The sequence below is a fragment of the Nocardioides ganghwensis genome (genome assembly GCF_014779655.1).
Lineage (GTDB): Bacteria > Actinomycetota > Actinomycetes > Propionibacteriales > Nocardioidaceae > Nocardioides > Nocardioides ganghwensis.
The window spans coordinates 91,413-103,537 of record NZ_JACXYX010000006.1 but is presented as its reverse complement, the minus strand read 5'-3'; the positions used below and the strand labels follow the sequence as shown (position 1 = coordinate 103,537).

Annotated in this window: 13 protein-coding genes; 6 read left to right on the top strand and 7 right to left on the bottom strand. The window is 73.5% G+C overall.

The genetic code is table 11. The annotated features are described in order from the left end of the window. Nucleotides 1–11: 11 nt before the first annotated feature. The 5 genes from IEZ24_RS08975 to IEZ24_RS08955 all read right to left on the bottom strand — a co-directional run bounded on the left by IEZ24_RS08975 (nt 12) and on the right by IEZ24_RS08955 (nt 4,640). Nucleotides 12–917 carry a glycosyltransferase family 2 protein gene (locus IEZ24_RS08975; RefSeq protein ID WP_129455453.1) on the bottom strand — a complete coding sequence of 302 codons (906 nt, stop codon included), beginning with the start codon at nt 915–917 and terminating at the stop codon, nt 12–14. Continuing rightward, entirely contained in the window at nt 914–1,843 is a 930-nt protein-coding gene (locus IEZ24_RS08970; RefSeq protein ID WP_129455452.1) for a glycosyltransferase family 2 protein, read from the bottom strand. Before IEZ24_RS08970 ends, IEZ24_RS08975 begins: the two co-directional genes overlap by 4 nt. Before the next feature lie 31 nt (nt 1,844–1,874). After that, nucleotides 1,875–3,431 carry an LCP family protein gene (locus tag IEZ24_RS08965; RefSeq protein ID WP_129455451.1) on the bottom strand — a complete coding sequence of 519 codons (1,557 nt, stop codon included), beginning with the start codon at nt 3,429–3,431 and terminating at the stop codon, nt 1,875–1,877. 94 nt (nt 3,432–3,525) lie between these two features. Continuing rightward, nucleotides 3,526–4,137, bottom strand: coding sequence for a GNAT family N-acetyltransferase (locus IEZ24_RS08960; protein ID WP_129455450.1), 612 nt, complete (start codon nt 4,135–4,137; stop codon nt 3,526–3,528). Continuing rightward, nucleotides 4,134–4,640, bottom strand: coding sequence for an acyl-CoA thioesterase (locus IEZ24_RS08955; RefSeq protein ID WP_129455449.1), 507 nt, complete (start codon nt 4,638–4,640; stop codon nt 4,134–4,136). The genes IEZ24_RS08960 and IEZ24_RS08955 overlap by 4 nt, the downstream gene beginning before the upstream one ends. Nucleotides 4,641–4,665: 25 nt before the next feature. On the opposite strand from IEZ24_RS08955, the gene IEZ24_RS08950 reads away from it, so the two are divergent. The 6 genes from IEZ24_RS08950 (at nt 4,666) to IEZ24_RS08925 (ending at nt 10,381) form a co-directional block, all read left to right on the top strand. After that, a complete protein-coding gene (locus tag IEZ24_RS08950) occupies nt 4,666–5,877 on the top strand; it encodes an LCP family protein (RefSeq protein ID WP_165356093.1) in 1,212 nt (403 codons plus the stop codon). Nucleotides 5,878–6,124: 247 nt separating this feature from the next. Next, nucleotides 6,125–6,844: a PadR family transcriptional regulator gene (locus tag IEZ24_RS08945; protein ID WP_207206831.1), complete on the top strand. Its 720-nt coding sequence runs from the start codon at nt 6,125–6,127 to the stop codon at nt 6,842–6,844. Nucleotides 6,845–6,846: 2 nt separating this feature from the next. Continuing rightward, nucleotides 6,847–7,284 (top strand): DUF1707 SHOCT-like domain-containing protein, encoded by a 438-nt coding sequence (locus IEZ24_RS08940; protein ID WP_165356092.1) that lies wholly within the window; start codon nt 6,847–6,849, stop codon nt 7,282–7,284. A 56-nt stretch (nt 7,285–7,340) separates the two neighbouring features. After that, nucleotides 7,341–7,880: a hypothetical protein gene (locus IEZ24_RS08935; protein ID WP_129455446.1), complete on the top strand. Its 540-nt coding sequence runs from the start codon at nt 7,341–7,343 to the stop codon at nt 7,878–7,880. 63 nt (nt 7,881–7,943) lie between these two features. Beyond that, entirely contained in the window at nt 7,944–8,696 is a 753-nt protein-coding gene (locus IEZ24_RS08930) for a YcnI family copper-binding membrane protein (RefSeq protein ID WP_129455445.1), read from the top strand. Nucleotides 8,697–8,713: 17 nt separating this feature from the next. Continuing rightward, nucleotides 8,714–10,381: a copper resistance CopC/CopD family protein gene (locus IEZ24_RS08925; protein WP_165356091.1), complete on the top strand. Its 1,668-nt coding sequence runs from the start codon at nt 8,714–8,716 to the stop codon at nt 10,379–10,381. Here the strand turns inward: IEZ24_RS08925 and IEZ24_RS08920 are convergent. Together IEZ24_RS08920 and IEZ24_RS08915 are read right to left on the bottom strand one after the other, a co-directional pair. Beyond that, nucleotides 10,359–11,195: a hypothetical protein gene (locus IEZ24_RS08920; RefSeq protein WP_129455443.1), complete on the bottom strand. Its 837-nt coding sequence runs from the start codon at nt 11,193–11,195 to the stop codon at nt 10,359–10,361. The two genes, IEZ24_RS08925 and IEZ24_RS08920, sit on opposite strands and share 23 nt — an antisense overlap. A 22-nt stretch (nt 11,196–11,217) precedes the next feature. Further along, nucleotides 11,218–12,045, bottom strand: coding sequence for a universal stress protein (locus IEZ24_RS08915; protein ID WP_129455442.1), 828 nt, complete (start codon nt 12,043–12,045; stop codon nt 11,218–11,220). Between the last annotated feature and the right edge of the window lie 80 nt (nt 12,046–12,125).

Sequence of the window (12,125 nt, the reverse complement as noted above, 5' to 3'; positions counted from 1 at the left end):
GCTGGGTGAGTCTATCGAGGGGGGCGGGCCGCGTCGGTCAGGCGGCGCATGCCCCGCGCCGAGGCCATGGCCCGGATCACGTTGCGCGCCTCGGCACGGCCACCCCGCAGGGGGCTGAGCAGGACCACGACGAGCGTGATCAGCCAGGGCTTGAGCCGCACCAGCAGGTTCTCCCCGTGGCGCAGGTGCACCACGAAGAGGTTGCGGTACATGTAGAAGCCCTTCCAGCCGGACAGGTCGTGCTGCTGGTTGAAGTCGAGCTGGCGCACGAGGACCGCGTCGCGCACGGCGAGGATTCGGCGACCGGCGCGGCGGGCGCGCACGGCGTACTCGGCGTCGTCGTAGAAGATGAAGAAGGCCGGGTCGGGGAAGCCGATCTCCTCGACCACGCCGCGGCGGGCCATGAAGCCCTCGAAGGCGACGTTGTGCACCTCGACGAGCTCCGGCATCGACGCGCGGTCGGCGTAGACGGAGTCCACCGTCGAGCGCTTGGGGCGGATCGCGAGCGGGTTGCGCAGGTCGAACTCGATGGCGGCCTTCTCGACGAGGGCGCCGTCCCGGTCCTCGCGGACCGCGATGAGGCAGTCCTCGTCGACGGCCATGAGGGTCGCGAGGCAGTCGGGGGCGGGCACCACGTCGTCGTCCATCAGCCACACGCGGTCCCAGCCCGCGTCGTACGCCGCCCGCACGCCGCGGTGGAAGCCGCCGGCACCGCCGAGGTTGTCCTGCGTGATCACGTGGAGGGGCAGGTCGGTGCGTGCGGCGAGCACCTCGCCGGTGTGGTCGGTGCTGGCGTTGTCGACGACGATCACCGCGTCGGGGCGACGGGTCTGGGCGGCGATGCCGTCGAGCATGCCCGCCAGCAGGTCGGCGCGGTCGTGGGTCACGACGACGATCGCGACCGTCTCGTGCCTCACGACAGGAACCTCCGGTGGCCGTCGAAGTCACCGGCGATGCCGGCGCGCATCGCGCCGGCACTGAGCCGCAGCCGCGACAGGCTGGGCCGGGTGAAGGAGTAGAACCAGGCGGTCTTCACCACGAAGGCCAGCGCGTGCATCGGTCCGCGGTAGTCGCGGAGGTTGACCAGGTTGTTGCGGGCCATGCAGTAGTGCTTGAGGTCGCTCGGCGAGTCGTTGTAGGTGGTGCGGCCGAACATCATCGGCGTGCCGAGGTTGCCGACGCTGGGGTGCCGCACGGTCGCGGTGACGACGGTCGCGACGCGGGCGCCCGCCTCCTCGGCGCGGAGGCGGTACTCGTGGTCGTCACCCCAGATGAAGAACTCCTCGCGCGGCAGGCCGATGCGGTCGACCAGCTCCTTGGTGACGAGCACGCCGTTGAAGGGGATGACGATCCCGTCGATCCGGTCCTGGCGGGCGGCGCGGCGCACGTCGTCGACGGCGTGCACGACCCGGGTGCCGCCGGGCAGCCGGATCGGGAAGACCAGCCGGTCGGGGTCGGCCTCGTCGACGACGAGGGGGCCCCAGAAGTCGAGGTTGTCGGTCTCGAGGAGCAGCCGGTCGAGGCAGTCGACGTCGGGCAGGCCGTCGTCGTCCATCAGCCACACCAGGTCGGCCTCGCGGTCGATGGCCCAGGCGAGGCCGTCGTGGAAGCCGCCGGCGCCGCCGCGGTTGGTGGTGAGCGTGCGGCCGCTCAGGGGGATCTCCGCCGTGGTGGGGCGGGCGGCGAGCCACTCCCCCGTGCCGTCCGTCGAGGCGTTGTCGACCACGAGCACCTCGGCGAGCCCCTCGATCTCGCCGAGCCGCGCGACGAGCTTCTGCAGCAGCGGGAGGCGGTTGAAGGTGACCACGACCGCGACGATGCGAGGCAGGGGTCCGGTGGTCACGGCGTACACACTAGGGGCGAGCGGTCGACGCTCAACAAACCGCGCCCAGGTCCTCCGACTGGTTGGCGGCGTAGCCGGTGGACAGCGAGCCCAGCGAGCCGCCGGTGACGGCGGGCGGTGCCTCGGGGGTGGTCGGGGCGGGCGGCGTGGAGGTGCCGCCGTCCTCGGGGGCGGCGCTCTCGCCGCCGCTGTCGGCGTCGCCGCCCGCGGGCGCCTCGGCGGCGGGCTCGGGTGCCGCCTCGACCGTGCCGGCGGGCGCCTCGGGCTTGCGGCCCTCGGCCCTGGCGATCGCGGCCGCGACCTTGGCGTGGACGAGCTCGATGTCGGGGTTCGCCGTGTTGATCATCGGCGGCACGAGCGACAGCGTCGCGATCTTCTGGCTCCTCGCCTTCAGCGCCAGGTCGACGAAGCGGTCGACCTCGCCGCGCGGGACGTCGGTGGAGACCATCGCCGAGCTCGCGCCGGCGATCTCCTCGAAGTTGCGCAGCGCGACCTGCGGGCTGACCTGGTGGAGCATCGCGCTCATCACGCACTTCTGCCGCGCCATGCGCGAGTAGTCGTCGGAGCCCTCGCGGGCCCGGGCGAACCAGAGGGTGTCGTGCCCGCCCAGCGTGCGGACGCCGGGCTCGATGTAGTGGAAGGTCTTCTCGTGCGGCAGGCCGACGGGGATCGGCTGACGGACGTTGAGCTCCACGCCGCCGACGGCGTCGACGAGGTCCTTGAACCCCTCGAGGTTGACCATCGCCCAGTAGTTGATGTCCAGGCCGGTGATGCCCTCGACGCCCTGGACGGTCGCGTCCACCCCGGGGTTCTTCGAGCCCTTGAAGAGCTCGGCGTGGTCGAGCGCCCACGTGGCGAGGCCGTTGAGGTACATCCCCTCCTCGTCGAAGCCGTCGGGGAACTGCTGGTCCATCACCGATCCCTCGGCGAAGGGGAAGTTCTGCATGTTGCGCGGCAGCGAGATGAGCACGGTCTTGCCGGTCTCGGCGTCGATGCTGGCCACCGTCATCGAGTCGGGGCGCAGGCCCCAACGTCCGGCCCCGGAGTCACCACCCATCAGGAGCACGTTGTAGCGCCCGTGGCTGGCGTCGACCGCCGAGCCGTTGCCGAACATCGTGATCATGAAGTCGCGCTGCACCCCGACGACGTGTGCGCCGAAGAGCAGGGCCCCGGCGACGCTGAAGCACAGGAAGCCGTTGACGCCGACGACGGCGAGGCGGTGCTGGCGCTGCAGGGTCAGCGGCTGGCCGAGGCGCCAGGCGTCGACGAAGAGGTACGCCCAGCCGACGGCCAGCGCCATGAGGCCCAGGCGCAGCGCCTGGAGGAGGGCGGTGTTGGTGCCGGCCCAGAAGGCCACTCCGTTCCAGACGTACGACACCACGACGGCGAGCACGCCGACGACGAGCAGCGTCAGCCAGGTCCACAGCGCGATGCGGCCCACCCGGCGACGGCCGGAGACGAGCTGGGCGGATCCCGGGAGGACGAGCGTCATCAGCATCAGCGTCACCGCGCGGCGGAACCGCACGCGCTGGGCGCGGTCGAGCGTGGTGAACCGCTGCTGCGACCCGGGGGGTGGTACGGGCGGCATCGGGGGGCCTCTCTGCTGGGGGAAGTCAGCCCGCCCAGTATCACCAGTCACACCCGTCCCAACCGCCCGCGACGCGCCGGGGCGGGCGGGCAGGTCAGCCGACGAGTCCGGCCGGCCCCATCCCCTCGCCTGCGAGCGCCGCGACCAGCTCCTCGTCCGGCTCGCGGTCGAGGTAGACGAGGCGGACCGCCTCCGCATCCGGGTCGTCCGCATCCGGCCCTCGCCAGACCAGGCGCAGGCCGAGCTTGTCCACCGTCCGGCGCGAGGCGTGGTTGTGCTCGACGAGGTAGGCCAGCACGGGCCGCTCCGGGGCGACCTCGTGCGCCGCCTCGATCGCGGCCGCGCCCATCTCGGTGGCATAGCCGCGGCCGAGGAACTGCTGGTCGAAGCGGTAGTAGAGGTTCCACCAGCCGCGTCCCGTGGGATCGGCGGCCAGGGCCTCGTCGGGCACCGCGCACCCGCCCCTCCCGACGACCGGCCCGCCGTCCGCGTCGCGCACCGACCAGTACGCCAGCCCGTCCCGGTCGAACCGTCGGCGGCTCGCACCGACCATGACCGGTCCCGCCGCCGGATCGGTGACCCTCCCTGCGGGGAAGTGCGCCCAGGACGCAGGGTCGCTGTGGATCGCGAACAGGTCGTCCGCGTCACCCTCGACCGGCTCGTCGAGCCACAGCCGCGCGGTGCGGACGTGGCGCCAGTCGCTCACGCCTCGCGGCCCTGGTCGATCTCGGCCTTGCGCGCCAGCCGGTGCGCCCGCCGGATCTCGGCCTCGCGCCGGCGGCGTACGTCGCCCGCCGTCTCGGTCTCCAGCGGCGGCACCGGACGCGGGCGACCGTCCTCGTCGATGGCCACGAAGACGAAGTAGGCGCTGGCGACGTGCACCGGCTCGTCGCCCGCGTTGCCCCAGGGCTGCGCCTCGACCCGTACGCCGATCTCCATCGAGGACGTGCCGGCCCAGTTGACCTGGGCGTAGGTCTTGATGATGTCGCCGACGTGGACCGGGGCGAGGAAGGTCATCTCGTCCATCGCGGCGGTGACCGCCGGACCGCCGCTGTGGCGGTGCGCGACCGCCCCCGCCGTGGAGTCGGCGAGCTTCATGATCTCGCCACCGTGGACGTTGCCCAGCAGGTTCGCCTCGCTCGAGTGCGCCATGATCCCCAGGCTCACGCGGCTGTAGGACGTGGGACGCGCCGTGATGCGCTCGGTCATGCGCCGCACGGTAGCGTCATCCGTCATGACTGACCGTCCGCAGGGCTCCGGGATGCCCGAGAAGGGAACGCCGGAGTACGACTGGCTCTACGGGAGCAAGGCACAGACGCCACCGAGCGACGCCACCCAGCGGGTGGAGGCGCAGCAGGCTCCGGGAGCAGGGCGACCCGACGAGACCAGGGTGATGCCGGTCGCGCGTCGCGAGGCGCGCGGGTCCGGCGGGCAGCCGCCCGGCACCGGGCGTACGGCCGCCGCCGCACCGCCGCCGCGGCCGAAGAAGCGGCGCTGGCGCCCGCGGTTCAGGCTCGGGCTCATCCCGCTGCTGCTCGTGCTGGTCCTCGTCTACCTCGCCGGCGTGCCGCTCTACCACTGGACCAAGATCGACAAGGTCGACGCGGCTCCGTCCGGCGACCGGCCCGACGACCAGCCCGGCACCAACTACCTCATCGTCGGCTCCGACAAGGCCGACGACCTGTCCGACGAGCAGCGCAAGGTGCTCCAGACGGGCGAGCGCGGCGGCACCAACACCGACACCATCATCGTGCTGCACACCGGCTCGGGCGGTCGCACGATGATGTCGATCCCGCGCGACACCCTCGCCGAGATCCCCGGCAACGGCACCCAGATGATCAACTCCGCCTTCTCGATCGACGGGGCTCCCCTGCTCGTGGCGAGCGTCGAGAAGCTCACCGGCATCCACATCGACCACTACGTCGAGCTCGGCTTCGGCAGCGTGATCAACACCGTCGACGCCTTCGGCGGCGTGGAGATCTGCCCCAAGCAGGACATGAAGGACCCGCGGGCCCGCCTCGACATCAAGAAGGGCTGCCAGCAGGTCGACGGCCTCACCGCCCTGGGCTACTCCCGCTCGCGCTACGTCACAGCGCTCAGCGACCTCGACCGGGTCGCCCGCCAGCGCGAGGTGATCAGCGCGCTCGGCGACGAGGCGCTCTCGCCGTGGACCTTCCTCAACCCGGTTCGCTACTGGCAGATCAACGACGCCGCGTCGGGCGCGATCCGCGTCGACGAGGAGATGAACCCGGTCGACCTGGGCAGGTTCGCCCTCGCGATGACCGGTGACAGCCAGACCTGCACCATGCCCAACCTCCCGGCCCCCAGCGACCCCAACCGGATCATCGCCGACCCCGACCGGGCACCGGCGCTGTTCCGCGCGATCATCAACGACGAGACCGTCCCCAAGCGGGCCTGCACGCCCACCGGCCGCGCGCGGAGCTAGCGGCTCAACTGGGCTGCTCGGGACGGCTCGGGCTGCTCGGGCTGCTCGCCAGCGGCCTCTCACCCACGTCCCTCGGCGCGGGCACCCCAAGGTCGGATCAGGGTCAGTCCCAGGGTCTTTCCTGGTTGTCCGAAGAGTTTCGTCGGCGTACGCTCACGATATATCGCGATAGGTCACCGATAGGTCTGCGATACATCACGAGCGTTCAGAGCACCAGCGACACCGCACGATCCGAGGGAGCAAGCACATGGGACACCACTGGCCCGGCGCCGACTGGCCCGGCAACGACGACGAGAGCAACGAGCGCGGCGAGCGGGACTACCGCCGCCCGAGCGGCAACCCCGACTGGAGCGGCTGGAGCCAGGCGTTCTCCGGTGGCGGCGTCCGCGGCCGCAGGGCCAGCGGCCCGCCGCCGTGGCTCGGCGAGATCTTCGGCTTCGCCACCGCCCCGCAGCGGCCGCAGCAGCGCGGGCCGCGGGTGCGTCGCGGCGACGTACGCACCGCGATCATCGACGTGCTGCACCGCGCCCGGCAGGCCGACGAGCCGATCAACGGCTACCAGGTGATCCAGGAGATCGCCGAGCTCAGCCACGGTGAGTGGCGCCCCTCCCCCGGGTCGGTCTACCCGACGATCCAGCAGCTGCAGGACGAGGGCCTCGTGGAGTCCGACGACGAGCGCGGCCGCCGCACGATCCGGCTGACGGACTCGGGCGTCGCCTGGGCCGAGGACAACACCGAGGAGCTCGCCACCGTGTGGGCGCCCTTCGCGCGCACCGAGCAGCCGGTGGCCGACCAGCCGTCCGGCCAGGCCGACATCAAGAGCGAGATCGGCCAGGTCGTCAGCGCGGTCTGGCAGCTCGCCACGCAGGGCTCCGACCAGCAGAAGAAGGCCGCCCTCGACGTGCTGGTCGACACCCGGCGCCGGCTCTACGGCATCCTCGCGGACGGACGGGACGGCGAGCGATGAGCGTGCCGGACCCACGCATGCGGATCGCGGACAGCGACCGTGAGCGTGCGATGGCCGACCTCGCGATGCACTACGCCGACGGGCGCCTCGACCACGAGGAGTACGACGAGCGGCTCGACGCCATCTGGACCGCGCGCACCCGGGCGGACCTCGCTGTGTTGTTCAGCGACCTGCCCCGGCCGCAGGCACCGCAGCCGAGCCGCTCACCCGCACGTACGCCGCGGCCGGCCGGCTCGCGCTTCCGGCTGCCGCTCCTGCCGGTCATCGCGGTCCTCGTGGTGCTGAGCATCCTCACCGAGGCGCCGTTCTGGCTGCTGGTGTTCCCGCTGATGTGGTTCCGGGTGCGGCGTCACGGCGGGACGCACCACCGGGCCCACCACCAGGCCCACCAGCAGGCCCCCGGCCGCACCGACTACCGCCGCCGCTCGCACGGCTGGTAGCCACCCGGGGACCGGCCCCCGGCGCGTGACGCGCCCGGGTCTGGGACCATGACGGCGTGAGCGTCGAGGCGGGGGTGGTGCGCGCGCACGCGCCGCACGCCCTCGCCCGCTCGGCCGCGGCGACCACCGTCGCGATGGCGGGGGCCGCCGGTGCGCACACCTGGGCCGGGGGCGACGTGCCGACCGGACCCGGACTGGTCCTCGTCGCCGCCGTCGTCCTCACCGGCAGCCTGCTGGTCTTCCGCCGCGACGTGCCGGCGTGGGCACTGCTGCCGGTCGTGGCCCTCGCACAGCTCGGCGTGCACGAGTCCTTCGGCCTCGTCACGGCGCACGACCACGGCACCGCGGCCTCGGCCGGACCGGGCTGGACGTGGCAGATGATCGCCGCGCACGCGTTCGTCACGCTGCTCACCGCCGCCCTGTGGTGGGCGGGCCGTCGGGCGGGGGCGTACGCCGTCCCGCCCCGCGCGCGGGCCTCACTGCCTGTGCTCGCCCGCACCGCCGCGATGCCGGCCTCGGCCCCCCGGCACCCCTCGCTCGTCCACCTGCTCGTCTCTCCTCGACGCGGTCCACCCGCGACGGCCCTGCCGACCTGAGCCCGGTCCGGGGCTCGGGTGGCTCACGCGACCCCAGACCGCACCACCGTCCTCAGGAGAGACATGTCCATCCGTACGTTCGCGCGCCTTTGCGCGCTCCCGGCCGCCACCGCGGCCGTCGCCCTGTCGCTCGCCGCGCCCGCGAGCGCGCACGTGACCGCGACCCCGTCCACCGCGGCGGCCGGCGCCTACACCGTCGTCACGTTCAGCGTGGGCCACGGCTGCGAGGGCTCACCGACCACGAGGATCGAGATCCAGGTGCCCGAGTCGGTGCTCTCCGTGACCCCGACCCGCAACCCCTACTACGACGTCGAGAAGACCATGGTCGACCTCGACGACCCGGTGACCGACGCCCACGGCAACGAGGTGACCGAGCGCGTCGCCTCGATCGTCTACACCGCCGACACCCCGCTCCCCGAGGGCCAGCGCGACACCTTCGAGCTGTCCTTCCAGCTGCCCGACGCGGAGGGCGACGTGCTGGCCTTCCCGACCGTCCAGACCTGCCAGGAGGGCGAGACCGGCTGGGTCGAGGTCCCGGCCGAGGGTCAGGACGTCGACGAGCTCGACAGCCCGGCCCCCGCGTTCGAGATCCTCCCGGCAGGCGAGGACGCGCACGGGAGCAGCGACGAGGCCAGCGACGAGTCGGCGGGATCGGCCGAGCAGGCGAGCACCGACGACGACGGCGCGGGCGAGCCCGCCGAGGCCGCCACGCCGGAGGCGGGATGGGCCGCCCTCGGCTGGGCCGGCCTGGCCGCCGGGCTGCTCGGTCTCGGCGCCGGCGGTGTCGCCCTGGCCCGGACGCGTACGTCCGCGTGACCCCGCAGGCGCGACCGGTGCCGCGGCGCCGAGCCCCGCACTGGTGGGGCCCGGTGGCCGCGGCGCTGGTCGCGCTCGCGCTCCTCCTGCTCGGCGCCTCGCCGGCCGCGGCCCACGCCGAGCTGGTCGAGACCGACCCTGCCGAGGGCGCCGTCGTCGAGAGGGCCCCCGAGACCCTCACCCTCACCTTCAACGAGCCGGTGCGGCTGACCTCGCAGGAGATCGCGGTCTACGACGCGGGGGGCGACCCGGTCGCGTCGACCGCCCGCGCCAACGGCGTCGAGGTGACCGTCGGGCTCACGGACGCTGCCGGCCTCGACGACGGCACCTACGTCGTGTCGTGGAACGTCCTCTCGGGGGACGGCCACCCCATCTCGGGTGCGCTGACCTTCTCGGTGGGTGCGCCCTCGGCGTCGGTGACGGCGGCGCCGGAACCGCAGAGCTCGTCGAGCGTGGTGACCGTCGTCCGCGACGTGGTCACGGTCGTCACCTACGTCGGCCTGCTGCTCGCTGCAGGTCTCGCCCTCTTCCTCGCGCTCGTCCTCCCCCGCGCCTGGGCGGGCGTGGAGACGCGCCTCCTGCTGCGCCGGCTCCTGCGGTACGCCGCGGGGGCGGCGGCGGCCGGCATCGTCCTGCAGGTCCCGGTCGCGGCCGTCTACGGCCAGGGCCTCGAGCTGACGGACATCGCGTCGGCGTCCGACCCCGGGCTCGTCGGCAACGAGCTGCTGAGCGCGGCGCTGGTGCTGGTCGGGCTGGCCGTCGCGACCCTGGCCGCCTCCGCCGATCCTCCGGACCGCCACCAAGGCCGGCTGCTGGCCGGTGGCGCGGCGCTGGCGCTCGCCGGCCCCTCGCTGGTCGGGCACACCCGGGCCTTCGCCCCCTCCCCCCTGCTGGTCGCCGCCGACGTCCTCCACCTCCTCGCAGGGGCGACGTGGCTGGGCGGGCTCGTCGGTCTGGTCCTGTCGCTGCGGGCGCTCGCCGGGCGCGAGGTCGTCGCGGCGTCCACCCTCGCCCGCTTCTCGAGCCTCGCCGGCGGTCTGCTGCTGGCGGTCGCCGCCACCGGCACCTTCCTGGCCTGGCGCATCGTGGGGTCGTGGTCCGGCCTGGTCGAGACCCGCTACGGGTGGCTGCTGCTCGGCAAGGTCGCGATCGCACTGGTCGTCGCCGGCATCGGCGGCTGGAACCGCTGGCGCACGTTGCCGGCCGTCGCCGCAGCAGCCGGTTTCGGCGACCGCGAGCGCGCTGCCGCGGCGGTGACCCGTACGGTGCGTGTCGAGGCGGTCCTGCTCGTCGTGCTGCTCGGCGTCACGGGCGTCCTGGTCAACCAGTCGCCGCGCCCGGCCCCGGTGACTCCCACACCGGGCGCCACCGGCGTCGGTGCGGCCACCGCCGGCGACCTGCGGGTGCTGGCGGTCATGGACCCGCGGCGTACGGGCTCCAACACCCTCCTCGTGCAGGTGCAGGACGCGTCGGGCGAGCCGTACGACCCGCCCGTGCACCCCGTCGTCGAGCTGCGCACGGACGGCCTCGACATCGGCACGGTCACGGTGACCCCGATCGCCGCGGGGACCTACCGCGGCGATGTCGTGGTCCCGCGGGCCGGCGTGTGGGAGGTGCAGGTCGGCCTCCCGCTGAGCCGCTTCGAGAACCCGGTGACGACGGTCAGGCTGGCGGTGCGACCGTGAGCTCGACCGGCACGGTGTGCAGGAAGCCGTCGACGCGGGTCTGGGCGAACAGGCGGTAGTCGCCGGGGTCGGGGATCTCGGCGTGGAAGGTCAGCTCGGAGCCGTCCTCGGTGACCTCGGGTGCGCCGAGCGGGTGCAGGTGCACCATCGCGCCGGTCTCGCGGTGGAAGCCGGTGACGTGGGCGTACGCGCCGAGGTAGGTGCCGAGGGTGACCGGCTGCCCCGCCGCGTCGCGCACCATGAGCCGCAGCTCGCCGTCGGGCCCGGTGGCCGGCGCCTCCGAGACCGTCACGCTCACCGCGCGGTCCTCCGCGACGGTGTCGCCGGGGTCGCCCGGTGGCAGCGCGAGGGGTCGGCCGAGGACGACGTGGTCGCCGTTGCCGCCCTCGTCGACGGCGATGAACTCGGCGACGACGCGGTAGCCACCGGCGTCGGGCACGTCGAACGGCGCGGTCCAGGTGCCGTCGTCGTCGCGGGCCGGGTGCAGGTGCCGGAAGACCGTGAGGTCGTCGTTGACGAGGTAGAGGTGTAGCTCCTTGGTGAGCTCCTCGACGTAGTCGGTCACCGGCTCGCCCTCGAAGTCCTCGATCCGGAACCGCAGCTCGCCGATGCCGTCGGGCTGCTCGCGGACCTGGAGCCCGGCCAGCGAGTAGCCGACCTCGCTCACCCGGGTGCCGTCGCCGACGGCGAGGGAGGTGTGGCCCTGGCCCGAGGAGTGGGTGTGGTCGGCCTCGACCCGGCCGTCGTCGGCGCTGCAGCCGGCCAGCAGGACTGCCGCCGCGACCGACGCCGCAACGGCCGCTGAACGCCTCACTCGGCCCAGTATGCCGAGCGGGTCAGCGCACCACGACGACCGGGCACTCCGCGCGGTGGAGCACGCCCTGGCTGACCGAGCCCAGCAGCAGGCCCCCGAAGAAGCCGAGCCCGTGCGAGCCCACCACCAGCAGCGACGCGTTGCGCGACGCGTCGGCCAGGCAGCGGACGGGCGCGACCGGCACGGCCTCCTGCTCGAGCACGACGTCGGGGTGGTCGGTGCGTACGCCTGCGACGCTCTCGGCGAGCAGGACCTGCCGGTGCGGCATCGAGTCGACCACGCGCGGCTCGCTGCTCCACACGTCCGTGGACGGGACGTGCTCGTGCCATGCGTGGATGGCGGTCACCGACTCGCCCGTCCGCTCGGCCCGCCGGCAGGCGTACTCGAGTGCCTCGGAGCTGGTCTTGGAGCCGTCGATGCCGACCACGATGCGCCTCGAGCCGGCGGTGTGCGCGGGACGTACGACGGCCACCGGGCAGGTGGCGTGCCGGGCCAGGTGCTGGCTCACCGACCCGATCAGGAGATCCTCCGTGCGCCCGTGGCCCCGGCTCCCGACGACCACCATCGACGCGGACTCGGACGCGTTCAGGAGCTCCTCCATGACGTGGCCGACACGGGTCTCGAGGACCGCCTCGGGCATCACGTCGGTGAGCGCGGCCCCGGCGCCGGCGAGCACCTCCTCGCCGTGGTGGGCGACGGCCAGGCCCCAGGGCGAGGTGACGACGTCGTCGACGACCATGACGCGGAGTCCCGTCCCCGTGGCGCGGGCCTCCTCGCCGGCCCAGCGCAGCGCGAGCTCGGCGTCGGGCGATCCGTCGTAGGCGACCAGGATGGGGTGCACGGTGTCCATGCCCCCAGCGTCTGCCCTCGTGCGTGCGAGCGGCAGGTGAGGAGGGCCCGTCCCGGAGGGGTCCAACGGCCCTGCCGACG

Coding starts and splice junctions, on each gene's coding strand:
- IEZ24_RS08965 (WP_129455451.1), bottom strand. CDS start 3,431: ATGCCGCCCGTACCACCCCCCGGGTCGCAGCAGCGGTTCACCACGCTC.
- IEZ24_RS08955 (WP_129455449.1), bottom strand. CDS start 4,640: ATGACCGAGCGCATCACGGCGCGTCCCACGTCCTACAGCCGCGTGAGC.
- IEZ24_RS08950 (WP_165356093.1), top strand. CDS start 4,666: ATGACTGACCGTCCGCAGGGCTCCGGGATGCCCGAGAAGGGAACGCCG.
- IEZ24_RS08945 (WP_207206831.1), top strand. CDS start 6,125: ATGGGACACCACTGGCCCGGCGCCGACTGGCCCGGCAACGACGACGAG.
- IEZ24_RS08930 (WP_129455445.1), top strand. CDS start 7,944: ATGTCCATCCGTACGTTCGCGCGCCTTTGCGCGCTCCCGGCCGCCACC.
- IEZ24_RS08915 (WP_129455442.1), bottom strand. CDS start 12,045: ATGGACACCGTGCACCCCATCCTGGTCGCCTACGACGGATCGCCCGAC.